Genomic DNA, 24,820 nt, shown 5'->3' with positions numbered 1-24,820 from the left:
GTTCGCTAACTTTGCACCGTGGACAAGAAGAACGCCCTGCGCGCCGGCGCCCTGGCAGCCGGTACGACGCTGATGATGCTGCTCATGTCGTCCCCCGCGCTCGCGCTGACCCGCGACGACGGCGACGACCCCGGCCCGGGCCTGAGCGTCATCGAGACGCTGGGCCTCTACGTCCTGGCCCCGATCGCGCTGTTCGTGGTCATCGCGGGCCTGGTCATGGTCCTGGACCGGTCCAAGCCGGAGCACCGGGTCACCTCCCGCAACATCAAGACCCGCCCCGAGGCCGACGCCAAGGCCTGACGGCACGCCCCAGCCGTAACCGAGGGCGTCGGCTCCCCCGCACACGCGGGCGGGGCCGGCGCCCCGGCTCGCGTGTGGCGGCCGCGCCGGGAGGGCAGGACTGTGCAGGTGCGCGCACACCCCACAGGAGGCCCACATGGACGGCAACGTGAACGGCGCCGGCCCCGTCGTCGTCGTGGGCTCCGGCCCCACCGGGCTGCTCCTGGCCGGTGACCTCGCCGCCGCGCGCGTCCCCGTCACGCTCGTCGAGAAGCGACCGCACCGGATCAGCAACCTCTCCCGTGCCTTCGCCGTGCACGCCCGCACCCTCGAACAGTTCGACGCCCGGGGCCTCGCCGACGAACTGGAGGCCCTGGGGCAGCCCCTCGAACGCCTCGGCCTCTTCGGCCGGCTCACCGTCGACCTCGCCGCCCTCCCCTCCCGCTTCAACCACGTCCTGGTCGTCCCGCAGTACGAGGTCGAGAAGGTGCTGGAACGCCGCGCGGCGGAGTGCGGGGTGGAGTTCCGGTACGAGACGGAGGCGACCGGCCTGACACAGGGCCCGGAGGACGTCACCGTCCAGGTGCGCGGTCCGGGCGGGGAGCGGGAGTCGCTGCGGGCGGCGTACGCGGTCGGCACCGACGGGATGCGCAGCACCGTGCGCGAGGCGATCGGACTGCCCTTCCCCGGCCGCTCCGTCATCCGTTCCGTGGTCCTCGCCGACGTACGCCTCGCCGAGCGGCCCGGGACGCTGCTCACCGTCGACGCCGTCGGGGACGCGTTCGCGTTCCTCGCGCCGTTCGGCGACGGTTACCACCGGGTGATCGGCTGGCACCGCGGCCGCAACGTCCCCGACAGCGAGCCGCTCGGCCTCGGCGAGATCAAGGAGATCACCCGGCTCGCCCTCGGCCGGGACTTCGGCATGCACGACGCCCGCTGGATGTCCCGCTTCCACAGCGACGAACGGCAGGCCCCCGCCTACCGCGTGGGCCGGGTCTTCCTGGCCGGCGACGCCGCCCACGTGCACACCCCGGCCGGCGGGCAGGGCATGAACACCGGCCTCCAGGACGCGGCGAACCTGGGCTGGAAACTGGCGGCCGTGCTGCACGGGCACGCCGACGCGGGGCTGCTGGACACCTACCAGGCCGAGCGGCACCCGGTCGGCAGGTCGGTGCTGCGCAGCAGCGGCGGGCTGGTGCGCCTGGCCATGGCGAAACGCCCCTGGACCCTGGCCCTGCGGGCCGGCCTGACCGGCGTGCTGGACCGGGTGGGGCCCGCCCGCCGCCGGGCGGCCGGCCTGATCACCGGCATCGGCTACCGCTACCCCGCGCCCCGCGGAGCGCACCGGCTGACCGGCGCCCGCGTCCCCGACGTGGCCCTCGCGGGCGGCGGGCGGCTCTACGAGGCGCTGCGCGGCGGCCGGTTCGTGCTGGTCGTGCCGGAGGGGCACGCGGCCGGCGGCGCGGCGGCGCGGGGGGACCGGCTCTCGGTGGAGCGCTGGGCGAGCGGCCGCCGTACGGCGCTGCTGGTGCGGCCCGACGGCTACGCGGCCTGGGCGGCGGACAGCGTCGACGGCCCGGCGATCGAGGCGGCGCTGAGCGCCCACGTGGGCTGAGCGGGCCGCGCCGGACGCGTCCCCGGCCTACTTCTCGGTCGTGGCCAGCAGGTCCCGCAGCAGGTCGGCCAGTTGTCCGGCCCGCCCGGCGTCGAGGGCGGCGGACAGGGCCTCCGTCTGCACGGCCAGCCCCGCGCCGACCGCCTCGTCGACGAGTTCCCGCCCCTTGTCGGTGAGCGTGACCCTCAGGCCCCGGCGGTCGTGCGGGTCGGGGGAGCGGCGCAGCAGGCCGGCCCGCTCCAGTTTGTCGAGGCGGCCCGTCATGCCGCCCGTGGTGAGCATCAGGGTCGCCGAGAGCTGCCGGGGCGAGAGCGCGTAGGGCTCGCCGGAGCGGCGCAGCGTCGCCAGGACGTCGAACTCGCCGCGGGCGATGCCGAACCCGGCGTAGGCCCTGTCCATCCGCTCGCCGATCGCGCGCGACAGCCGGTTGACGCGCCCGAAGACCTCCATCGCCGTGGTGTCGAGGTCGGGCCGGACCACCGCCCACTGGCCGATGATCGCGTCGACCGGGTCCTGGTGCTGCTCGGGGCGCTCACTCATGGGACGAGTATCGACGCCCGTCAGGTCGGCCGCAAGAAAGTAGCTTGCCAATAAGTAGCTTAGGAGTAAGCTACTTGTCGCCGACCTACCCGAAGGGGGCCTCCGTGGCCGCGAACCGTCCCGCCCTCATCGCCCTGACCGCCCTCGCCCCCGTCTCCTGGGGCACCACCTACGCCGTCACCACCGAGTTCCTGCCGCCGGACCGGCCCCTGTTCACCGGGCTGATGCGCGCGCTGCCCGCCGGTCTGCTGCTGCTCGCCCTCGCCCGGGTGCTGCCGCGCGGCGCCTGGTGGTGGAAGGCGGCGGTGCTGGGCGCGCTCAACATCGGGGCCTTCTTCCCGCTGCTGTTCCTCTCCGCCTACCGCCTCCCCGGCGGCATGGCCGCCGTCGTCGGCTCCGTCGGCCCGCTCTTCGTCCTCGGGCTCTCCGCGCTGCTGCTCGGGCAGCGGCCCACCACCCGCTCCCTGCTCGCCGGCGTGGTGGCGGCGTTCGGCGTCAGCCTGGTGGTGCTGAAGGCGGCCGGGGCGCTGGACCCGCTCGGCGCGCTGGCCGCCCTCGCCTCCACCGCCTCCATGTCCACCGGCACCGTGCTCACCAAGCGGTGGGGACGCCCCGACGGCGTCGGCCCCCTCGCCCTGACCGGATGGCAGCTGACCGCGGGCGGCCTGCTCATCGCCCCGCTCGCCCTCCTGGTCGAGGGCGCCCCGCCCGCCCTCGACGGCCCGGCGGTCGGCGGCTACCTCTACCTGGCGCTGGCCAACACCGCGGTGGCGTACTGGCTCTGGTTCCGCGGCATGGGCAGGCTCTCCGCCACCCAGGTCACCTTCCTCGGACCGCTCTCGCCGCTGACCGCCGCCGTCGTCGGCTGGGCGGCGCTCGGCGAGGCGCTGACGCCGGTGCAGCTGGCGGGCATGGTGCTGGCGCTCGGGGCGACGGTCGCGGGGCAGTTCACGTCGCGGGGCGGGACCGCGGCGCGCCGCCGACCTTTCAGTTCTCCTGCAAAGAACCGTCGAAAAGATTCGATGGACCTGACTGGTGCGACGCTGCGACGGTAGGGCCACCGCCCTCACCGACCAGCGAAAGGAACGCCGTGTCCCTGGCCGAACGCCGCACCGGTACCGGGGCAGCTCCCGCCGCCGTACGGCCGGGACCGGCCGCCCCCGTCGCCCTCGGCATCGGGCTCGCCGTCCTCGCCACCGTCGTCTGGTCCGGCAGCTTCGTCACCTCCCGGGCCCTCGGCGACAGCGTCCCGCCCGTCCAGCACGCGTTCTGGCGCTGGGTGGTGGCCCTCGCGGTCGTCGCCCCCTTCGGTGCCCGGCGGGCCTGGCGGCAGCGCGCGCTGATCCGGCGCCACCTCGGCTTCGTCCTCCTCGCCTCCCTGCTGGGCGTCACCGTCTACAACACCCTCGTCAACCAGGCCGGCGTCACCACACCCGCCGCCAACATGGGCATGATCATGGCCGCGTCCCCGGTGCTGATGGCGCTCTGGGACCGCGCGGGCGGCATACGGCTCGGCCCGCGCCGGGTCGCCGGGCTGCTCCTCGCCTGCGCCGGGGTGCTGCTGCTGGTCGGCGGCGGGACCTCGTTCTCGGCCGGCGACCTGTGGATGATCGCCGCCGCCTGCTGCTTCGGGTCGTACAGCGCGCTGCTGCGCCGCAGGCCGGACGGTCTGGACGGAGCGGGATTCCTGTTCACGACCTTCTTCCTCGGGACCCTGATGCTGCTGCCCGCCCACGCGGCCAGTGTCGCCGTCCAGGGCGGCTTCTCCGCGACGCCCGGCACCGTCCTGCCCCTCCTCTACGTCGGCATCGCCTCCTCCGCCCTCGCCTTCTTCGCCTGGAACAAGGCGATCTCCCTCATCGGCCCGACCCGCGCCGGGATCGTCTACTACCTCCAGCCGGTGTGCGTCGCCCTGCTGTCCTGGGCGCTGCTCGCCGAACCGACCGGCTGGGCGCAGGTCGGCTGCATGGCACTGATCCTCGGCGGGGTCGTCCTCGGCGCGGGGTCGCGCACGTAGCGGCCGGACGGACGCCCACCGTCGTCGGCTCGTGCTCGCGAGGTCCGCCGCTTCCGCGCCGACCAGGGACTCCAGCCCGGCCAGCGGGTGCCGGCCCGGCTCACCCTCGCGGGCAGCGCGCTCGCGGCGCACGAGGCGGCCGTCCGGCAGCTGCTGCGGCTCCAGCCGGAGGGCGACTCCTTCACGGCGACGGCGACGCACCTCTCAGCGCTGCGGTGTGGTGCCGGGCCGGAACGTCACGTACGGGGTGTAGTAGAAGCCTCCGCCGCTGACCCGGTTGCCGGTGACCACGACGTCGCTGACCGGCGAGACGAACCCGACCGTGTCCGCGCTCACGCGGACCGCGTTGCGCGAGGCTCCGGAGGCGCCCGCCGCCACCGTCACCTGATTGCCGACGATCTCGACCCCGGAGATGGGGTTCGCCCCCACCTGGACCGGCGGTTGGCTGAACCTCCTGGCCGACATGGAGCTGACGTAGACCCCGCCGACGCTGTTGTTGACCGTGTTGTCGCGGACGACGATCTCGGTGGTGTTCATCGCGCCGATGGCGTCCCACTTGGCGTCGTCCACGACGTTGCCCTCGATCAGCACGCGCGCGTGCACCTGGCCGACCTTCTCGCCGCCGGTGTGCGATCCGACCAGTTTCGCCCAGGACGGCTGGGAGCCGGAGGGACCCGCGTAGTTGCGCTGGACCCGTACGTCCACGGTCGGAGTGCCGTCGCCGGCCCCGGCCCATGTGTTGCCGGAGAGGGGCAGGTCCAGTTGGACGGCCTCGCCCTGCCACAGGCCCCACGTCGGATTCTCGACCCACCCCTTGAAGAAGCAGTCCCGGACCGCGCCCCGGCGCACGGCGTTGAGTTCGACCGCGTGCCACCACTTGACGTTCCACACCGTCGCGCCTTCGACCTCCACGTCCTCGGTGTGGGTGAAGGTCAGCACGTTCATCGGCGGAGCCTTGTCGGCACGTGCCCGGGCGGGTCCGGAGTCGTTCCACACGTACGCGGAGATGGGGTCCCATTCGCCGCCCCTGATCATGATGTTGCCCGGGGCCGAGTAGCCCTTCGTGCCGGCGGGAACATGGTTGATCAGCATCGTGGCGGCCATCGCGCCGCTGACCGCGGGCGCGCTGAACGCCCCCTGGCTGTCCGTCGGGTACTCGGGACTGGGGGAGTGCTGATTCGTCCGGTCCAGTGTGTACTTCCGCATGACGGTGCCGAACTTGGCGACGAACCGCGCGCCGGTGGCGTCCAGGACCGTGCCGCCGCCGATGACCAGGGTGTTGAGCAGCGTGTAGGTGGGAACGCCCGCATACCCGGCCTTGACGATGATCCTGCCCTTGTCGTCGACACCGTGAGGGCCGACGACGCCCGCCGCCGCGTCGTCCAGCGCCTTGCGCAGAGCACGGACGTGCGCCGCCTCGCCCGCGACGGACGGATTGATGCCCGCGGTGTCGGCTCCGACCGCCGAAGCCGGGCCACCCGCCATTGCGACGGCCCCGGCCACCACGCTGCCGCGCAGCAGGCCCCGTCGGCTGATTCCTGGCATTGTTCTGTCTCCACTTCTCGGCCACCGGCCGGTCTGTCGGACACGAGCAGGCCGTTCGCCGACAGGATGTGTCGGCGAACGGCCCGGGGTCGGAAGGGACGGGCTCCGGTCAGAGCCTGATCATGACCTTGCCGCTGTCCCAGTAGGTGCCGTGGTTGGTGCGGACCGCGACCCTGCCGTCCTTGGTGTGGACGAACATGTCGGCCTTGCCGTCACCGGAGGCGTCACCGAACTTGAGGGTCCCGAGCTTGGAGCCGTCGATGAAGAGGTCCCAGCCGCCGGACCAGTGGGTGCCCTGGTCCCAGTAGGTGCCGCGGTTGGTGCGCACGGCGATGTTGCCGTCGTTGGTGTGGACGATCATGTCGGCCTTGCGGTCGCCGTTGACGTCGGCGAAGTAGAGCCGGCCCAGGTCCTTCCAGGTCAGGAAGAGGTCCCAGCCGCCGGACCAGTGGGTGCCCTGGTCCCAGTAGGTGCCGCGGTTGGTGCGGACCTCGATGTTGCCGTCCTTGGTGTGGACGATCATGTCGGCCTTGCGGTCGCCGTTGACGTCGGCGAAGTACAGCCGGCCCAGCTCGGAGCCGTCGAGGAACAGGTCCCAGCCGCCGGACCAGTGGGTGCCGTGGTCGAAGTAGGTGCCGTGGTTGGTGCGGACCTCGATGTTGCCGTCGTTGGTGTGGACGATCATGTCGGCCCTGCGGTCGCCGTTGACGTCGGCGAAGTACAGCCGGCCCAGGTCCTTCCAGGTGACGAAGAGGTCCCAGCCACCGGACATGACCCGGCCCGGGGCGAAGGAGTCGCCCTGGTTGCGGTGGACGACGACGTAGCCGTCCGAGCGGAGGACGACCAGGTCGTTCTTGCCGTCGCCGTCGATGTCGGCCGAGTAGCTCCGGTCGCGGTTGCGGACGTCGGTCACCCAGCCCGCGAGGCCGTCGACCCTGGCGTCCACCGCGCCGGTCCGGGTCTCGGTCTCGGCCTGGCCGAAGCACCCGCCCTGCCAGGAACGGCTGTGGACGGCCGTCAGCTCGAACCCGCTGTCCGTGCCGCGCAGGGCCGGGCCACCGGTGTCGCCCTTGCAGACGGAGACGCCGTCCTGTCCGGTCAGGGCCACGGTGGTGGCGGTGGCGGAGTCCACCCGGAACTCACCGGTGTGCGGCTGGTTGGGGACCCACTCGGTGCGGGTCCGCCCGAATCCGGCGCCGAGCAGGGTCTCGCCCGCCACGGGGGCGTCGGCGGCCAGCTTCACCGGCTGGACCGTGGTGACGGGCTCGGCGAGCCGGGCCATGGCCACGTCCCGGTCGTCGCGCGGGACCACCTCGACTATCTCGAGGGTCTTGCCGCCCAGGGTCGCCGTGGACTTGAGCGCGGGCTTGCCGGGCTTGACCGCGGCGCCCGGAGTGGAGGCGAAGCAGCTGGTGGCGGTCAGCAGCCACTGCTGGTGCACCAGCGCGGCCGAGCAGCCGCGCATGGTGTCGCCCTCGCCGATGACGAGCCGGGCGGTGAAAGCGTGGTCACCTGTGGCCGCCGGCTCGCCGGACACCGCCTGAGCGGCCGGCGCCGCGGTGAGCAGGCCGGCGGCGGCCGCCAGGGCGACGCCGGCGGTCAGGGCGCCGCGAGCCCGCCGGGTGCGGATTCCTCTCATGGGCAACGTGCTTCCTCCCTCGGTGTTACTGCTGACGGGCGGGGTGCCGGGACAGTGCACCGGAGTCCCCGGCCCAAGATCTCCATCGAAGCCGGGACTTGACGAGGCGTCTACAACCAGAATCGGGCGAAGGTGGACGACCGGCGCGTAGTGACCGTGACGTGTATCACAGGTGAAAAGGTTGTGCTGATATCGGTAAAGAATCGCCGAGTGAGCGTGGTCCCGCGTCCGAAGCCGGCAAGACGGCGGCCGGGCTCCGCGGATAGGTTGCCGCCATGGCCGACTGGGAGATCCGCAAGCTGCGGATCCTGCGCACGCTGCGGGAGAGGGGCACGGTGACGGCGGCGGCCGAGGCGCTGAACATGACACCGTCCGCCGTGTCCCAGCAGCTGACCAACCTCTCCCGGCAGCTCGGCGTGGACCTGCTCCGGGCCCGGGGCAGACGGGTCGAACTGACGGACGCCGCCCGGCTGGTGCTGCGGCACGCCGAGGCCGTCTTCGAGCAGCTGGAGCGCGCCGACGCCGAGCTGGCCGCCTACGTCCACGGGGAGGCCGGCGAGGTCCGGGTCGGTGCCTTCTCCACGTCCGTACCGGCCCTCGTCGTGCCGGCCGTCACCGCGCTGCGGGCCACGCACCCCGGGGTGGCGGTGCGGGTACGGGAGGCCGAGGCGCAGGAGGCGTACGAGCTGCTGGCGGCCGGGGACGTGGACCTGGCCCTGTCCCTGGCGGCACAGGCGCCCACCGCCGCCGACCCGCGTTTCACCCGCGTCCCGCTGCTCGCGGACCCGCTGGACGTCGCGCTGCCCGCCGGCCACCCGCTGGCCCGCGCCGACGGGCTCCGCCTGGCCGACCTCGCCGCCGAACCATGGATCTTCGGCGGCAGCGGTCCCTGGTCCGACATCACCCACGCGGCCTGCGAGACGGCCGGCTTCCGCCCGTACCAGGCTCACACGGCGGCCGGCTGGACGGCGATCCTCGCGATGGTCGGGGCGGGCATGGGCGTGGCCCTGGTCCCGCGCACGGCGGTCGTGCCGCGCGAGGGTGTGGCGATGCGTGAACTGCACGCGGACCGGCCCGTCCGGCACGTCGTCGCCGCCGTGCGCAGGGGCGCCGGTGAGGGCGGGGCCGTCGGCACCGTGCTGACGGCCCTGCGCACGGCGGCCCGAGCCCGCCTCGCCGAGTCCCCACACCGCCCGGACCACTGAACGCGGCCCGCCTTTGTCGGGGGGCCGGTGGGCTGGTGCTCGGGGAGGGGCGCGGTGGCGGACGCCTGTCGGTGGAGCCGCGCGCGGGGCGAGCGGGTTTCGCGGGGGCCCGCGCGCCGGGCGTACCGCGGATCGCCGTCGGGCGTACTGCGGATTGCCGTCGGGCGTACCGCGGATCGCCGTCGGGCGTACTGCGGATCGCCGCCGGACGTAACGCGGAACGCGCCGGGCGCACTGCGGAACGCGCCGGGCGTACCCCGGGGGCGCCCGGGACTGTGCCCGGGCGCCCCCGAAGGGCGTGCCGCCGCTACGCGGACGCGGCCGCCGCGTCCGCGGCCTGGGCCTTCAGCGCGCGCTCGACGCCCGAGCGGGACTCCGAGACCAGCCGCCGCAGGGCCGCGTTCGGCTCGGCGGAGGACAGCCAGGCGTCCGTGCGGTCCAGGGTGTCCCGGGACACCTGCACCGCCGGGTACAGGCCGACCGCGATCTGCTGGGCCATCTCGTGCGAACGGGACTCCCAGACGTCCTTCAGCACCTCGAAGTACCGCTCCGTGTACGGCGCCAGCAGCTCGCGCTGGTCGGTCTGGACGAAGCCGGCGATGACCGCCTCCTGGACGGCGTTCGGCAGCTTGTCGGACTCCACGACCGACTCCCAGGCCTCCGCCTTGGCGGCCTCGGTCGGGCGGGCGGCACGCGCGGTGGCCGCGTGGCGCTCACCGGCGGCGGTCCTGTCCCGCTCGTACTCGCTCTGGATCTCCGAGCCGCCGAACCGGCCCACCGCCGCCAGCCGCTGCACGAACGCCCACCGCAGCTCGGTGTCGACGGCCAGGCCCTCGACGGTCTGCGTGCCGTCGAGCAGCGCGTCGAGCAGGTCCAGCTGCTCCGGCGTCCTGGCCGTCGCCGCGAACGCCCGCGCCCACGCCAGCTGGTGGTCGCTGCCCGCCTCGGCGGCCCGCAGGTGCGCCAGTGTGGCCTCGGTCCAGCGGGTGAGCAGCGCCTCGCGGGCGTTCGGGTCGGCGTACTGGTCGATGGCCAGCTTCACCTGGCGGTGCAGCGACTGCACGACGCCGATGTCGGACTCCTTGCCGATGCCGGACAGCACCAGGGAGAGGTAGTCGCGGGTCGCCAGCTCCGCGTCCCGGGTCATGTCCCAGGCCGACGCCCAGCACAGGGCGCGCGGCAGCGACTCGGTGAAGTCGCCGAGGTGCTCGGTGACCACGGCGAGGGACTGCTCGTCCAGGCGGACCTTCGCGTACGAGAGGTCGTCGTCGTTCAGCAGCAGCACCGCCGGGCGGGCCTTGCCGACCAGCTGCGGCACGGCCGTCAGCTCGCCGTCCACGTCCAGCTCGACGCGCTCACCGCGCACCAGCTTGCCGTTCGCGTCGAGGTCGTAGGCGCCGATCGCGATGCGGTGCGGGCGGAGGGTGGGCTCACCCTTGGCGCCGGCGGGCAGCGCGGGAGCCTCCTGGCGGATGGCGAAGGACGTGACGACCCCGTCCGCGTCCGTCTCGATCTCCGGGCGCAGCACGTTGATGCCGGCCGTCTCCAGCCACGCCTTCGACCAGGTCCTCAGGTCGCGCCCCGAGGTCTCCTCCAGCGCGCCCAGCAGGTCGGACAGGCGCGTGTTGCCGAACGCGTGCCGCTTGAAGTACGCCTGCACGCCCTTGAAGAACGCCTCCTCACCGACGTACGCGACGAGCTGCTTGAGCACGCTCGCGCCCTTGGCGTACGTGATGCCGTCGAAGTTGACGAGCACGTCGTCCAGGTCGGTGATGTCCGCCATGATCGGGTGCGTGGACGGCAGCTGGTCCTGCCGGTAGGCCCAGGTCTTCATCTGGTTGGCGAACGTCGTCCACGAGTGCGGCCACTTCGAGCCGGGCGCGTCGGCCTGGCAGGCGGCCTCCGCGTAGGTGGCGAACGACTCGTTCAGCCACAGGTCGTTCCACCACTCCATGGTGACCAGGTCGCCGAACCACATGTGCGCCAGCTCGTGCAGGATCGTCGCCGCCCGCACCTCGTACGCGGCGTCCGTCACCTTCGAACGGAACACGTACTGGTCGCGGATGGTCACCGCGCCCGCGTTCTCCATCGCGCCCGCGTTGAACTCCGGCACGAAGAGCTGGTCGTACTTCTTGAACGGGTACTGGTAGTCGAACTTCTCCTGGAACCACTCGAAGCCCTGCCGGGTGACGTCGAAGATCGCGTCCGCGTCGAGGTGCTCGGCGAGCGAGGGACGGCAGTAGATGCCGAGCGGGACGGACTGGCCGTCCTTCTCGTACACGCTGTGCACGGAGTGGTACGGGCCGACGATCAGCGCCGTGATGTACGACGAGATGCGCGGGGTCGGCTCGAAGGCCCAGACGTTGTCCTGGGGCTCCGGGGTGGGCGAGTTGGAGATGACCGTCCAGCCCTCGGGCGCCTTCACGGTGAACTGGAAGGTCGCCTTGAGGTCCGGCTGCTCGAAGCTCGCGAAGACGCGGCGCGCGTCCGGCACCTCGAACTGCGTGTACAGGTACGCCTGGTCGTCGACCGGGTCGACGAAGCGGTGCAGGCCCTCGCCGGTGTTGGTGTACGCGCAGTCGGCGGCCACCCGCAGGATGTTGCGGCCCGGCAGCAGCCCCGGCAGGGCGATGCGGGAGTCCTGGAACACCTCGGCGGGGTCGAGGGAGTCGCCGTTCAGCGTCACCTCGTGGACCGTCGGCGCGACCAGGTCGATGAAGGACGAGGCACCGCTCTCGTCGCCGGTCTCCGCGACGTCGAAGCGCACCGTGGTCACGGACCGGTAGGTGCCGCCCTCCTGCGCGCCGGTGAGGTCGAGATCGATCTCGTACGAGTCAACGGTCAGCAGCTTCGCCCGCTGCTGCGCCTCTTCGCGAGTCAGGTTTGTGCCAGGCACGCGGTCATCTCCTCGTTATGTGTGGGTTGCGCCATCCTTCCACGTGGCCGGGACGGAACGCGATGTCCGTTTCCCGCCGGTGCGCGGTCCGGGCGCGCGCGAGCCTGGCGCCATGGAGCACTACACCGCACGGCCGATCCCGCCGGCCGCCCTGAAGGAACTGCGCACCACCGACGACGCGGGCCGCGTGCCCGCCCCTTTCACCGACGACGAGGGCGGCGCCCCGCTCCGCTGCTGCCTGCGCCGCAGCCGCCCGGGGGAGGCGATCACCCTCGTCTCGTACGCCCCGCTGCGGCGCTGGGCGGCGGCGACGGGCGCCGACCCGGGCGCCTACGACGAGCAGGGACCGGTCTTCGTCCACGCCGGGGAGTGCGCGGGGCCCAGGACGGGCGGCCTGGCCTTCACCGACTCCCACCGCGTCCTGCGCCGCTACTGCGCCGACGGGCGCATCCTGGGCGGCCGCCTGATCGGCGACCCCGGCGCCTTCGCGTACGCCCTCCGGGAAGCGTTCGACGACCCGGCCGTGGCGCTCGTCCACGTCCGGGCCGTCGAGTACGGCTGCTTCCTCTACGAGGTGCGGCGGGGCTGAGCTGAGCCCCAGGGTCCTAGCCCTTCAGCTCCGCCGCCACCAGCTCCGCGATCTGCACGGCGTTCAGGGCCGCGCCCTTGCGCAGGTTGTCGTTGGAGACGAACAGGGCCAGACCGTTCTCCACGGTCTCGTCCCGGCGGATGCGGCCCACGTACGACGGGTCCTGACCGGCCGCCTGCAGCGGGGTCGGCACCTCGGAGAGCGCCACGCCGGGGGCGCCGGCCAGCAGCTCCTTGGCGCGCTCCACGTCGATCGGGCGGGCGAAGCGGGCGTTGATCTGGAGGGAGTGGCCGCTGAAGACGGGCACGCGCACGCAGGTGCCGGAGACCTTCAGCTCCGGGATCTCCAGGATCTTGCGGGACTCGTGGCGGAGCTTCTGCTCCTCGTCCGTCTCGTGCAGGCCGTCGTCCACGATGGAACCGGCCAGCGGCAGCACGTTGTACGCGATCGGCGCGACGTACTTCTCCGGCTTCGGGAACTCGGCCGCCGAGCCGTCGTGGGTGAGCTTCGGCGCGTCGTCGCCGACCTTCTTGACCTGCTCGAACAGCTCGTCCACACCGGCCAGCCCGGAACCGGACACCGCCTGGTAGGTGGCGACCACCAGGGCTTCGAGGCCCGCCTCGGCGTGCAGCGGACGCAGGACCGGCATCGCGGCCATCGTCGTGCAGTTCGGGTTGGCGATGATGCCCTTGGGGCGGTCGGCGATCGCGTGCGGGTTGACCTCGGATACGACCAGCGGGACCTCGGGGTGGCGGCGCCAGGCGGAGGAGTTGTCGATCACGACGGGGCCCTGCGCGGCGACCTTCTCGGCCAGCGCCTTCGAGGTGGCGCCGCCCGCGGAGAACAGCACGATGTCCAGGCCGGAGTAGTCGGCGGTGGCCGCGTCCTCCACCGTCACGCCGTCCAGGTCCTTGCCGGCGCTGCGGGCGGAGGCGAACAGCCTCAGCTCGGTGACCGGAAAGTCCCGTTCCGTGAGGATCCTGCGCATGACCGTGCCGACCTGACCGGTGGCTCCGACGATTCCGACCCTCACGGTGACTCCTTCTCCGTTTGTGCGCGTGTCTTCACGCGCGCTTTGCTCGGCCGAGACTTTTCCATCATGCGGCGCGGCCCGGCCCGCCTGTCCAGTTCTTTGCGCGGTGTGCCCGCACCGTGGGACGCGGCGGCTCGGGCGACGGGTGCGGTCCTTGCGTGAAAACCCCGGCTGAGCTGCAGAAATTCCGCCGACCGGTCCCCGCGCCGCAAGCTGTGCTGTTCCGCCCCTGCCCATCCCTTCCCACCCCACACGACGATGTGACGTATGCCTCGTACCGGGGCGGGCGCGATCCGGCGAACGTTTCGGGCCCCTGCGGCGTCATAGGGGAAACACGGCGAGGGGAGGGGTGGCCGTGCTGCGCGGAAGGGCCCGCCGCGGCCAGGGGGACGCCGTACCGGACGATCCCCTGGACGCGGCTCAGGAACGGCGGGTGCGGGCGGTGCTCGCGCTCGGCGGCGTGCCTCAGGCGGACCTGCCGGACGGGGTGCAGCAGGTCCGCCTCAGGCTGCTGGAGCGGACGGCGAGCGGACGGGAGGCGCCGCGCGACGTGTCCGCGTGGGCGGCGGTCGTCGCCTCCAACCTGGCCATGGACTGGCACCGGGCCAGGCACCGCCAGGCGCGGCTGGGCGAGCGCCTGGCCGCCCTGCGCCAGAGTGACCAGCCCTCCGGCGAGGAGACGAGCCTGCTCTCCCTCGCCGTCGCGCAGGGCCTGGACGAGCTGCCCGACAACCAGCGGCAGGTCGTCGTCCTGCGCTTCTACGCCGACCTGCCGGTGCGCGGGATCGCCGAGGAGCTGGGCATCCCCGAGGGCACGGTCAAGAGCAGGCTGTACACGGCGGTACGGGCGCTGCGGGCCCGGCTGCACGAGGACGAGGTGGTGTGAGATGGCCGCCGAACGGAATCCCGCCGAACGGAATCCCGCCGGGCAGCACCCCGCCGGGCACGACGCGCTGATGGCCGCGATCACGGGCGAGCCGCTGCCGCCCGGGGCGGGCGCGGACGCCGATGCCGAGTACGGGGCGGCGGCGGCCGACGTGGCGCTGCTGCGAGAACAGCTGGACGTCCTCGGACGCGCCCTGGGTGAACCGGCTCCCGAACCGCGGGTCGCCGCGCCAGTAGGGGGCACATCGGCGAGCCGCCCTCCGCGCCGGTCCTTCCGCCTCGCCCTGGGCGTCCTCGCGGCGGCCTGCGCGGGCGTCGTGGTCACCGGCCTGGGATGGCTCGCGGTGCAGACCGGCGGCGGCACGGACGACACGGCCGGCGAGGCGGCGTCCGGCGCCCAACGGGACGACTCCGTCCCCGACCAGGATGCCGGCCTCGTCTTCGGCACCCCCCGCTACCTCGCCTGCGCCCGCCTCGTCGCCGAGGGCACGGTGACCGGCGCCCAGCCGGTCCCGGGAGAGGCCCGGCACCGAATCACCCTCCGCGTGACGCGCGCGTACGTTCCGGGGGCGAGTACCGGGTCGGGGGTGAGCACCGGGCCGGGGACGAGCGCCGGGCCGGGGGTGAGCGTCGGGTCGGGGGTGAGCGCCGGGCCGGGGACGAGCGTCGGGTCGGGGGTGAGCAGCGGGTCGGGGAAGAGCATTGGGCCGACACCGAGCGTGGGCTTCGGGGCGAGCGCGGGGTCGGGGGTGATCGTCGGGTCGGGGAGGATCGTCGTGTCGGGGGTGAGCAGCGGGTCGGGGACGACGAGCACTGGGCCGGCATCGAGCACTTGGCCGACACCGAGCGTGGGCTTCGGGGCGAGCGCGGGGGCAGCGGCGAGCACCGGGTCAGGGACGAGCACAGGCACGACGGCGAGCACCTGGCCTGAGACGAGCGCCGGGCCCGGGACGGGCGCCGGGCCGGCGGCGAGTACCTGGCCCGCGGCCAGTCCCGGGCCGCGTACGGGCGTCGAACCGGTGACCTTCCTCCTGGACGACGCCACCGCCCGGCTCCGCCCCGGCGACCGGGTGCTGGTCGGCGTCGCGCGGGAGGGGGCCGGGGCGGACACCGTGATCACCGGTGAGCGGGACATCGCCACCGCCCGCGCCCGGATCACCGCCTCCCTGCCCGAGTCCCGCACCCTCACCTGCGGCTGACCTGCACGGAACGAGCCGGAACGAGCCGGAACGAACCGGAACGAACCGAAGGGGCGGGCGCCCCGCAGAGCGCCCGCCCCTCCCACCTGCCGCACCGGACTACGGCACGACCTTGCCGATCCGCACGCTGCCGAGGCCCGCGGCCGTGCCGTGGGCGTTCACCAGCTGGACCCGGCCGAAGAACTCACGGCCCTGAGGCGCGGCGGCCAGCGCCGTGACGCTGCCGGAGACCGTCGCCGTCTCGCCCGTGCCGAGCTTCACCGGCGCCGAGCCGTCCACGGTGACCGAGCCGAGGGTGGCGGCGAAGTACACGTCCCGGTAGTCGTACTCCGTGCTGCCCGACGGCACCGAGTAGCCGACGACCTCGACGGTGTAGGCGCCGGCGGCCGGCTTCGGCACGGAGACCGACTCCTGCGAGTCGCCGTCGGCGGACTGGCCGACCACGTTGCCGTCCTGGTCGTAGACCGTCAGGTCCAGGTCGGCGGCCGCGTCGGAGACGCCGCCGATGGCCACGTCCAGCGACTCGGCGCCCTCGGGCACCTCCACCGTGGACCTCTTCGTCTCGCCCTGCGCGATCGACGGACGGGACGTCTCGGCCGAGCCGAGCGGGCCGCCGACCAGCTTGCCGTCGATCGGGCCGTACCGGTTCGTCACCTTCCAGGAGGCGTCGGCCGGGGTGCCGACCTCGGCCTCGGGCACCGTCACGACCTCCGGGTCGAACTCCGCGCCGAGGACCGTGACGTCCAGCTCGTACGGGTTGTCCAGCAGCGGCGAGGTGCGCCGCGACTCGACCTCGATCTCCCAGACGCCGGGCTGCGGGTCGGCGTACGCGCGCACGTCGGGCCGGCAGCCGTTGCCGTCGAGGTAGTTGTTGTAGCAGTACGGCGTGGAGGTGTTGTCGACCGGGACGCCGTACGGGTGAATGGCGATGAACCGGGTCTGGCTCTCACCCTTCAGCCCGCTCATCGCCACCTCGAGTGTCTTCGCGCCCTCGGGGACGGTCACGAAGTACGACTCGGTGCTGTTGCGCTGCACGGAGTCCTTCGCGGAGAAGTCGTACTCCAGCGGGGCCGAGGCCACGACCGTGGTCAGGACCAGCTTGTCGGTGCCCTCGGTGCGCGGGTCGTCGACCTCGAGGATCGCGCTCTTGATGCCCTCGGAGCGCGGCTTCGCCTGGACCTTGACGGTGACCGGCTCGTTCAGCGGCAGCCGCACCTCGTCGGAGCCGACGATGCGGAAGGTGCGGTCGGTGTTGTTCTCGAAGTGCAGCTCGTGCCGGATCGCCCGGTCGGCGCCGGAGGTGCGGGTGAGCGTGATCTCGTACGTCTTGCGCTCGCCCGCCTCCAGGCCGCCCTCACGGTCGTAGAGGCCGGTGCCGTGGCCCGGGGTCTCGAGGAACTGGTCGATGGCGGTGTCGACCGGGGCCTTGACCGTGTACTCGTGGGCGGTGGCGCCGCGCCGGATCGACTTCCAGGCGTCGGGGATGTTGATCAGGCCCGCGCCCTCCTCGTACGCCTGCACGCCCTTGATGTGGTCGGCGGTCGAGGTCAGCGCCGTCCGCAGCTTGGCCGGGGTGAGGTCGATGTCCGCCTGCTTCGCGGCCGACAGCAGCAGCGCCGAGGCGCCGGCGGCCTGCGGGGAGGCCATCGAGGTGCCCTGGAGCATGCCGTAGCCGGCGGGCAGGTCGTAGCCGGCCTCGGGGACCGGGGAGCCGGGCGCCCAGGTCTGGATGGTGTTGACGGCCGCGCCGGGCGCGGTCAGCGTCGGGGTGAAGCCGCCGTCCTCACGCGGCCCGCGCGAGGAGAACGGCATCATCTGGTACTTCCGCTTCACCGCGGAGCCGTAGTTGGCGGCCCAGGTCTCGCGGGAGATGGAGGCGCCGACCGAGATCACCTTGTCCGCCAGCGACGGGTCGCCGATGGTGTTGGCGCCGGGGCCGGAGTTGCCCGCGGAGATGACGAGCTGGACGCCGTAGGTGTCGATGAGGCGCGTGTACAGCTCGGCGCGCGCGTTGTTGCCGTCGTTGAGCGCGGGCAGGCCGCCGATCGACATGTTGACGATGTCGACGCCGCGGTCGACGACGAGGTCGATCATGCCCTCGGTGAGCGCGACGTTGGTGCAGCCGCCGCTCCAGGTGCAGGCGCGGGACGAGACGATCTTCGCACCGGGCGCGGCACCGTCCATCCGGCCGCCGAACAGGCCGTTGGCGGCGGCGAGTCCGGCCACGTGCGAGCCGTGCGAGCCCTCGATGACGCCGATGTTGACGAAGTCGGCCTTCGCGCCGGCCCCGTTGTAGACCACGTCCTCGCGGATCTCGACGACGAACGGCTGGCGCTCGGCCACGCCCGTCTTCGGGTCGTCGGTGCCGAAGTACCCGACCTGGAAGCCGTCCTTGTAGGGCTTCATCGGGGTGTCGTCGGCGAAGTCGTGGTTGCCGTTCAGGTCGACGCGGACCGTGCCGGCCTGCGCGTCGTACAGCACGCCCCAGGAGTCGGTGGTGTCGCCGTCCCGGTTGGCGTCGCCGCCCGCGTCACCGCCGGTGGTGTACGACTCCAGGAAGGTGTTCACCTGGTACGAGCCCGCCGGCGCCGTCCACGTCTCGCCGCCGTAGGTGAAGGTCGGCCCGGAGACGGAGGTGGTCATCGGGCGCCAGGTCCGGTCGCCGTCGACGACCGGGTCGGTCGCGGTGACCCAGTCGACGATCTTGCGCTCGCCGGTGGTGGTCTTCTGCAGCGCCGGGTGGGCGAGGTCGACGCCCGAGTCGAGGATGCCGATGGTGACGCCGCGGCCGTCCGCCTTCGGGTGCTTCTTCACGAAGTCGACGGCGCCCGTCTCGAACGACGGGTTGTACGGGTTCTCTGCGGGGGTGCGGCGGTCGGGTCCCGGGTAGGTGCGGCCCTTGTGGTGCTCGCCGCCCTTCGCCCGGTCGGCGGCCGGCGTCGGGTCGTCCAGCGGGATCTCGTCGCGCAGGTCGATGCCGTGCACGGAGGAGAGCTTGGCGGCGGCGGCGATGGCCGCGTCCGCCTTGCCGGTGGGGACGGTGGCGCGGACGTAGCCGAGTTCGTCGTAGGTCCGGCCGACGCTGCCGCCGCCGACCGCGTCCAGTTCCCTCGCCACCTGCTCGGTCTTGCCGGGGGCGGTGGCGACCATCATCGTGACGCTCTTCGTGCCGTCGGTCTTCGCCTCGGCGAGCAGGTCCGCGTCGTGCGAACCGAGCTTGTCGTGCGCGGACTTCACGGAGGCGTCGGCGGGCGGCGCGACCTGGGGGCCGTCGGCGGCGAACGCCATGGGTATCGGCCCTGCGGCGCAGAGCGCGGCGGCGAGGCCCGTGGCCACGGCGACGCGCACCGCGCGTCTGGCGCCCGGTATCGGTTCGCGCTGGGGGGTGTGGGTCATCGGCATCCCTTGTTGGTAAGGAACGTGAGGGTGCGACCGGGGCCGATCGGTCCTGGCCGCGGTCGTCCGGATTCCGATCCCGGACGACCGCTCAGCTTTACCCAAGGGATCATTGTTTGGGGAGAGTTGTCCGGGGCGGGATGGAGTCATGGCGTACTTCCGCCATACGCCACCGGGGACACATGGGGCGGCCCGTGACATTCCCGTGAGCCCCGCCCGGGTCCGTGCCGGGCGGGTTAACGTCCCCGAGTGCTGCGCAAACTGAGGGTGGCGGCCTACGCCATATGCGTCCGCGACGGAAAGGTGCTGCTCGCCCGGTCGCCGGGCCCCGGCGGGGTCCCCGAGTGGGTGCTGCCGGGCGGCGGGACGGAACACGGCGAGGACCCCCACGACACCGTCGTCCGCGAGGTGGAGGAGGAGACCGGTTACCGCGTCGAGCCCACCGCCCTGCTCGGCGTCGACTCCAACCGGCTGACCCGGCCGAGCCGCGTCGGCCCGGGGCGCCTGCTGCGGCGGACCGTGGACCACCACGGTGTACGGCTCGTCTACGAGGCCCGGGTCACCGGCGGCGGCCTGCGGTTCGAGGTCGGCGGCTCCACCGACCTGGCGGCCTGGCAGGACCTGGACGTCGTGCCCGGCCTGAGACGGGTGCCGCTGGTCGACGCGGGGCTGCGGCTGTGGCGGGAGCGGCCGCCGGCGGGGCGGGCCGGGCGGGGCGGGCCGGGAGAGGGCTGAAAGCGGCCCAACCACCACCGGACGCCTCAACCTGCACGCCGGCCGCTCGGTCCTTCCCGCCGACCGAGCGACACCGAGGACGCAGACGATGGGGGAAGACATGAGCGCACGCGTACGGACCACCCTGGTGGCGGCCACCGCCGTGGCACTGTCGGCAGCGCTGGCCGCCCCGGCCGTGGCGGCACCCGCCGCCGGCGGCCACGGCCACGAGGCGACCCGCCGCGCCATGGCGGCCGCGGTCGCCGACGGCGTGCCCGGCGTGACCGCGGCCGCCCGCGACGGCCACCGCACTTGGGCCGGGACTGCCGGGGTGGGCGACCTGCGGACCGGCGAGCCGCGTTCGGAGCGGGACCGCTACCGGGTCGGCAGCATCACCAAGACCTTCGTCGCCACCGTCCTGCTCCAGCTGGAGGCCGAGGGCCGGCTGTCGCTGGACGACACGGTGGACGACTGGCTGCCGGGCGTGGTGGAGGGCAACGGCCACGACGGCGGCCGCATCACTTTGCGCCAACTCCTCAACCACACCAGCGGCGTCTACAACTACACCGCCGACGAGGAGTTCGGCCGTACCCACTTCCTCGAGGATGGCTTCTTCGAGCACCGCTACGACACGGTGACGCCACGGGAACTGGTCGCCGTCGCCATGGCCCACAAGCCCGACTTCGAACCCGGCACCGACTGGAACTACTCCAACACCAACTACGTCCTGGCCGGCATGGTGATCGAGGAGGCCACCGGACGCCCGTACGGTGAGGAGGTGCGCCGCCGCATCGTCGAGCCGCTGAAGCTGCGCGCCACCTCGGTCCCCGGCACCCGGACCTGGCTGCCGCGGCCCAGCAGCCGCGCGTACTCCAAGCTGGGCGGGACGGCGACCGGACCGACGTACGACGTCACGCGGCTCAACCCGTCCATCGCCGGGGCGGCGGGCGAGATGGTCTCCAGCTCCGCCGACCTGAACCGCTTCTACACCGCCCTCCTGCGGGGCCGGCTGCTGCCCGCCGAGCAGCTGGCCGAGATGACGACCACCGTCCCGGCGGACGAGGTGGAGGTGGGTGCCGGTTACGGCCTCGGCCTGATCAAGCGGGAGCTCGGCTGCGGGGTCACCGTCTGGGGACACGGTGGCGGCATCCACGGCTCCTCGTCGGAGGCGGTGACGACGAGGGACGGCCGGCACGCGCTCGCCCTCAACTTCAACGGCGACTGGTCGGGGGACAGCGGCGCGGTGATCGAGGCGGAGTTCTGCGCCGAGTGACGAGAGGTGTGAGGACGTGAGGAGGGGCCGCCGGGCGGTCGTGCCCGGCGGCCCCTCCTCTCCCCTCCTGCCCTCGTGGTACTACCGGGGCAGTACCACGACGTACGCGGCGGGTTCCCTGTCTCCGGCCGCCATCAACGCCGTCCGGACGACTGCCGCCTGGTGTTCCAGGGAGTCCCGCAGCTTGCGCGGCGTGAGGTGCACGACCGTGACGCCCAGCCGCTCCAGGTGCTCGCGCTTGCGCACGTGTTCCGCCCACACCGCGTCGTCCTCCTGCTGCCGGTGGGCGCGGGTGTCCAGCTCCAGCGCCACCGCGTGCTCGGGCCAGAAGGCGTCCACGCCGCCGAGGTGCGGGCCGCCGGGCAGGCGCAGGTCGACGTTCCACAGCGGCTCCGGCAGCCCGTGTTCGCGCACCATCCGGTACAGGCGCCGCTCGGCCAGCGCCCGCCCCTCGGCGACCAGCGAGTCCACCGCGTCCACCACGTGTGGGCGGCTGAGCAACCGGGCCCGGTTCAGCTCCCGTACCACCGCCGCCGGTTCGCAGTGCCCGCCGCGCACCGCCTCCGTCAGCAGCCGGCGGACCACGCCCGCGTCCGTCAGCTCCGCCACCGTGTCCGCCAGCGCCCGCGCCACCGGCGCCACCGGAACCCCGGTGATCAGCTCGGCGTTGGGCAGCGCGGTCGTGCGGACGACGCGCGCGCAGCCCGTCGTGCGCAGTCGGCGCAGTCTCGGCACCAGGACGTCGACGACCTCCAGGGCAGGCAGCGGGGGAGTGGTGGAGAAGCCGTGCAGCGTCAGCGCGGCCGGACCCGTGATCATCGCCTCCGCGTACGGTGTCGCGGGCGCGTCCTTGCCGCCCGGCTGGAGCGGTACGGACACCGGGGCCGAGGGGCCCGGCCCGCCGGACCGCTCCCGCGACGCGTACAGCAGTACCGCGTGCAGGCGCTCCTCGCCGGTCGGCGGGCCCGGGCGGAGCAGGACGACGTTCGGGAGCAGCTGCTGCCAGGAGCCGCCCGGCCGGCACTGCTCGTCGGTCTCGGCGGCGGAGACACCGTGCGCCCGCAGCTGAGCGGTGGTCATCAGCCGGCGCCGGCCGTCGGCGAGCTGGTGCAGGGGGCGGGGGGAGAGCGGGGTGTTGTGCGTCATGACCGGCAATTTCCCGCGCCCGGTCCGCCCCTTAACCGCTGTTACAAGGCCGACGCTCAATCCGGACAAGCCCGCCCTAAAGGACGGGTGTTCGGATGCCGAAAACCCCTGGTCGGCAAAGGTGCGGACCAGGGGTTACGGCTGCTATTGGCTGAATTCCGTAACGATGACGGAGCGCCAAATCGTTGGCCAGAGGTCGGGGTGGCTCAGCGGCTCCCCGCCGCCGCGTCGCACGCCTGTCCCCGCAGCGCCCGCGCCAGGTCGTCCCGCGCCTCCAGCACCAGCCGCCGCAGCGCCGGCGCCGCGTCCTCGTGGGCGGACAGCCACGCGTCCGTCGCCTCCAGCGTGTCCTGGGAGTCCCGCAGCGACGGGAACAGGCCCCGCACCACGTCCATCCCGATCTGGATCGACCGCTCGTCCCACACCTGCTCGATCGCCGCGAAGTACTTCTCGGCGTAGGGCGCGACCAGCTCCCGCTGCGAGGGCTGCGCGAAGCCCGCGATGGTCGCCTCCACCAGGGCGTTGGACAGCGCGTCCGACTCCACGACCTGCGCCCAGGCCTGCGCCTTGACGGCCGCCGACGGACGGGCCGCCAGGCAGCGCACCTGGTGGCGCTTGCCGGAGGCCGTGTCGTCGCGGGCCAGCTCGGCGGCGAGCACCTTCTCGTCGGCCCGGCCGTGCGCGGCGAGCGGCTCCAAAAACGCCCAGCGCAGCTCTTGGTCCACGTCCAGGCCGTCGATCTTCTCCGCGCCCTCGAGGAGCCCGCGCAGCAGCCGCAGTTCCGGCTCCCCGGAGGCCACCGACGCGAAGAACCGCGCCCACGCCAGCTGCTGCTCGCTGCCCGGCGCCGCCTCCCGCAGCTCCCGCAGCGCGCCCTCGCCCAGCAGCCGGCCGCAGGCCTCGCGCCCGTCCGGGGCGACGTAGTGCACCAGTGCCGACTCCGCCCAGGCGTGCAGCATCTGGAGCACCCCGATGGACGACTCGCGCCCCGCGAACCGCAGCACCAGGCCGACGAAGTCCCGCGCCGGCAGCAGCGCGTCCCGGGTCATGTTCCACAGCGCCGACCAGCACAGGGCACGGGCCAGCGGGTCGGTCAGCGCACCCAGGTGCTCGCGCAGCGTCGCCAGCGAGGTCTCGTCGAAGCGGGTCTTGCAGTACGTCAGGTCGTCGTCGTTGACGAGGACCAGCTCGGGCGCCTCGGCACCGGCCAGCTCCGCGACCACCGTGCGCGGCCCGTCGACGTCCACCTCGGCACGCGCGTACCGTTCCAGCGCGCCCTCGGCCGTGCGCCGGTACAGGCCCACCGCCACCCGGTGCGGACGCAGTTGGGGGTGGGATTCCGCGGCCTCCTGCACGACCGCCAGCTCGTCGACCGTGCCCGCCCCGCTGAGCAGCACCTGCGGGGTCAGCGAGTTGACGCCGGCCGTCTGCAGCCAGGACCGGGCCCAGGCGGTCATGTCCCGGCCGCTGGTCTCCTCCAGCACCGACAGCAGGTCCCCCAGGCGCGTGTTGCCGTACGCGTGCCGCTTGAAGTAGCGCCGCGCGCCCTCCAGGAACGCGTCCTGGCCGACGTACGCCACCAGCTGCTTGAGCACCGAGGCGCCCTTGGCGTACGTGATGCCGTCGAAGTTGAGCTTGGCGTCCTGGAGGTCGCGGATGTCGGCGGTGACCGGGTGCGTGGAGGGGAGCTGGTCGGCGCGGTAGGCCCACGCCTTGCGGCGGTTGGCGAAGGTGATCCAGGCGTTCTCGAAGCGGGTCGCGCCGACGTTGGCGAAGGCGCCCATGAAGTCGGCGAAGGACTCCTTCAGCCACAGGTCGTCCCACCACTCCATGGTGACCAGGTCGCCGAACCACATGTGCGCCATCTCGTGCAGGATGGTGTTGGCGCGGCCCTCGTACGACGCCTGCGTCACCTTGCCCCGGAAGATGTACTCCTCGCGGAAGGTCACCATCCCCGGGTTCTCCATCGCGCCGAGGTTGTACTCGGGCACGAACGCCTGGTCGTACTTGCCGAAGGGGTAGGGGAAGTCGAAGCGGTCGTGGAAGAAGTCCAGGCCCTGCTTGGTGATCAGGAAGACGTCGTCGGCGTCGAAGTGCGGCGCGAGACCCTTGCGGCACATGGCGCCGAGCGGGATCTCCAGTCGCGTTCCGTCCTCGAACACGCGCTCGTAGGAGTCGGTCACGTAGTGGTACGGCCCCGCGACCACGCAGGTGATGTACGTCGAGATCGGCTTCGTCTCCGCGAACCGCCACACCCCGTCGACGCGTTCCCCGGCGCCGTTGCTCCAGACCGTCCACTCCTCGGGCGCCCGCACCTCGAAGCGGAAGGGCGCCTTGAGGTTCGGCTGCTCGAAGCCCGCGAAGACCCGGCGGGAGTCGGCCGGCTCGTACTGGGTGTAGAGGTAGACCTCGCCGTCCTCCGGGTCGACGAAGCGGTGCAGGCCCTCACCGGTGCGCGAGTAGGCGCACCGGGCGTCGACGACCAGCTCGTTGTCGGCGGCCAGGTCCTCCAGGGCGATGCGGGAGCCGTCGAAGACCTCGCTCGGGTCGAGGTCGCGGCCGTTGAGGGACACGGCGGTCACGCTCGGCGCGATCAGGTCGGCGAAGCTGCTCGCGCCGGGCTCGTTGCAGCGGAAGCGGATCGTGGTCACGGAGCGGAAGGTGCGCGGACCCCCGCCCTGAGCCTCACCGACGGCCGAGCGCACGTCGAGGGACACCTCGTACCCGTCGACGGACAGCAGGGCGGCCCGCTCCCGGGCCTCGTCGCGGGACAGATTCTCACCGGGCACGGGCGGCACTCCCTCGGGTGGTGTTCAGTATGCGGACAGCACCGATCCTGCCATGTGCCC

Annotated in this window: 18 protein-coding genes; 10 read left to right on the top strand and 8 right to left on the bottom strand. The window is 73.0% G+C overall.

Features of this window, described 5'->3' with window-relative positions; translation table 11 throughout:
• Positions 1–18: 18 nt before the first annotated feature.
• Positions 19–300: a hypothetical protein gene (locus M6G08_RS04180; protein WP_272585834.1), complete on the top strand. Its 282-nt coding sequence runs from the start codon at positions 19–21 to the stop codon at positions 298–300.
• Between the two features lie 136 nt (positions 301–436).
• Positions 437–1,894 (top strand): FAD-dependent monooxygenase, encoded by a 1,458-nt coding sequence (locus tag M6G08_RS04175; RefSeq protein ID WP_272585833.1) that lies wholly within the window; start codon positions 437–439, stop codon positions 1,892–1,894.
• Between the two features lie 27 nt (positions 1,895–1,921).
• Here the strand turns inward: M6G08_RS04175 and M6G08_RS04170 are convergent, their stop codons facing one another.
• The gene (locus M6G08_RS04170; RefSeq protein WP_272585832.1) at positions 1,922–2,434 is read right to left on the bottom strand and encodes a MarR family winged helix-turn-helix transcriptional regulator; all 513 of its coding nucleotides are present in this window, start codon (positions 2,432–2,434) and stop codon (positions 1,922–1,924) included.
• A gap of 104 nt (positions 2,435–2,538) precedes the next feature.
• On the opposite strand from M6G08_RS04170, the gene M6G08_RS04165 reads away from it, so the two are divergent.
• Entirely contained in the window at positions 2,539–3,489 is a 951-nt protein-coding gene (locus M6G08_RS04165; RefSeq protein WP_272585831.1) for an EamA family transporter, read from the top strand.
• 35 nt (positions 3,490–3,524) lie between these two features.
• Positions 3,525–4,451, top strand: a complete 927-nt coding sequence (locus M6G08_RS04160; protein WP_443048733.1) for a DMT family transporter — start codon at positions 3,525–3,527, stop codon at positions 4,449–4,451.
• Positions 4,452–4,655: 204 nt separating this feature from the next.
• Here M6G08_RS04160 and M6G08_RS04155 read toward each other — a convergent pair whose 3' ends face one another.
• Entirely contained in the window at positions 4,656–5,996 is a 1,341-nt protein-coding gene (locus M6G08_RS04155; protein WP_272585830.1) for a hypothetical protein, read from the bottom strand.
• A gap of 109 nt (positions 5,997–6,105) precedes the next feature.
• On the bottom strand, positions 6,106–7,635 hold the full coding sequence (locus M6G08_RS04150; protein WP_272585828.1) for an FG-GAP-like repeat-containing protein: 1,530 nt from the start codon (positions 7,633–7,635) through the stop codon (positions 6,106–6,108).
• 275 nt (positions 7,636–7,910) lie between these two features.
• On the opposite strand from M6G08_RS04150, the gene M6G08_RS04145 reads away from it, so the two are divergent.
• On the top strand, positions 7,911–8,840 hold the full coding sequence (locus M6G08_RS04145; RefSeq protein ID WP_272585827.1) for a LysR family transcriptional regulator: 930 nt from the start codon (positions 7,911–7,913) through the stop codon (positions 8,838–8,840).
• Positions 8,841–9,147: 307 nt separating this feature from the next.
• On the opposite strand, the gene pepN (M6G08_RS04140) is transcribed toward M6G08_RS04145, so the two are convergent.
• Positions 9,148–11,736 carry an aminopeptidase N gene (gene pepN, locus M6G08_RS04140; RefSeq protein ID WP_272585826.1) on the bottom strand — a complete coding sequence of 863 codons (2,589 nt, stop codon included), beginning with the start codon at positions 11,734–11,736 and terminating at the stop codon, positions 9,148–9,150.
• A 112-nt stretch (positions 11,737–11,848) separates the two neighbouring features.
• On the opposite strand from pepN (M6G08_RS04140), the gene M6G08_RS04135 reads away from it, so the two are divergent.
• On the top strand, positions 11,849–12,325 hold the full coding sequence (locus tag M6G08_RS04135) for a DUF1203 domain-containing protein (RefSeq protein WP_272585825.1): 477 nt from the start codon (positions 11,849–11,851) through the stop codon (positions 12,323–12,325).
• Positions 12,326–12,341: 16 nt separating this feature from the next.
• Here M6G08_RS04135 and M6G08_RS04130 read toward each other — a convergent pair whose 3' ends face one another.
• Complete coding sequence (locus M6G08_RS04130; RefSeq protein ID WP_272585824.1) at positions 12,342–13,358, bottom strand: aspartate-semialdehyde dehydrogenase; 1,017 nt, start codon at positions 13,356–13,358, stop codon at positions 12,342–12,344.
• 355 nt (positions 13,359–13,713) lie between these two features.
• Between M6G08_RS04130 and M6G08_RS04125 the strand changes: the two genes are divergently transcribed.
• Together M6G08_RS04125 and M6G08_RS04120 are read left to right on the top strand one after the other, a co-directional pair.
• Positions 13,714–14,244, top strand: a complete 531-nt coding sequence (locus M6G08_RS04125) for an RNA polymerase sigma factor (protein ID WP_272585823.1) — start codon at positions 13,714–13,716, stop codon at positions 14,242–14,244.
• Position 14,245: 1 nt separating this feature from the next.
• Positions 14,246–15,442, top strand: a complete 1,197-nt coding sequence (locus tag M6G08_RS04120) for a hypothetical protein (protein WP_272585822.1) — start codon at positions 14,246–14,248, stop codon at positions 15,440–15,442.
• Positions 15,443–15,541: 99 nt separating this feature from the next.
• On the opposite strand, the gene M6G08_RS04115 is transcribed toward M6G08_RS04120, so the two are convergent.
• Entirely contained in the window at positions 15,542–18,838 is a 3,297-nt protein-coding gene (locus M6G08_RS04115) for a S8 family serine peptidase (RefSeq protein ID WP_272585821.1), read from the bottom strand.
• A gap of 249 nt (positions 18,839–19,087) precedes the next feature.
• Between M6G08_RS04115 and M6G08_RS04110 the strand changes: the two genes are divergently transcribed.
• Both M6G08_RS04110 and M6G08_RS04105 read left to right on the top strand, forming a co-directional pair.
• Positions 19,088–19,573, top strand: coding sequence for an NUDIX hydrolase (locus tag M6G08_RS04110; protein ID WP_272585820.1), 486 nt, complete (start codon positions 19,088–19,090; stop codon positions 19,571–19,573).
• A 100-nt stretch (positions 19,574–19,673) separates the two neighbouring features.
• Positions 19,674–20,825 carry a serine hydrolase domain-containing protein gene (locus tag M6G08_RS04105; RefSeq protein ID WP_272585819.1) on the top strand — a complete coding sequence of 384 codons (1,152 nt, stop codon included), beginning with the start codon at positions 19,674–19,676 and terminating at the stop codon, positions 20,823–20,825.
• Positions 20,826–20,906: 81 nt separating this feature from the next.
• Here M6G08_RS04105 and M6G08_RS04100 read toward each other — a convergent pair whose 3' ends face one another.
• Together M6G08_RS04100 and pepN (M6G08_RS04095) are read right to left on the bottom strand one after the other, a co-directional pair.
• Positions 20,907–21,971, bottom strand: coding sequence for a hypothetical protein (locus M6G08_RS04100; protein WP_272585818.1), 1,065 nt, complete (start codon positions 21,969–21,971; stop codon positions 20,907–20,909).
• A gap of 206 nt (positions 21,972–22,177) precedes the next feature.
• Complete coding sequence (pepN, locus tag M6G08_RS04095) at positions 22,178–24,760, bottom strand: aminopeptidase N (protein ID WP_272585817.1); 2,583 nt, start codon at positions 24,758–24,760, stop codon at positions 22,178–22,180.
• Between the last annotated feature and the right edge of the window lie 60 nt (positions 24,761–24,820).

Origin of the sequence: Streptomyces sp. M92, assembly GCF_028473745.1 — a bacterium.
Classification (GTDB): Bacteria; Actinomycetota; Actinomycetes; order Streptomycetales; family Streptomycetaceae; genus Streptomyces.
The sequence above is the reverse complement of the archived record's forward strand: the minus strand, read 5'-3'. Positions and strand labels throughout refer to the sequence as shown.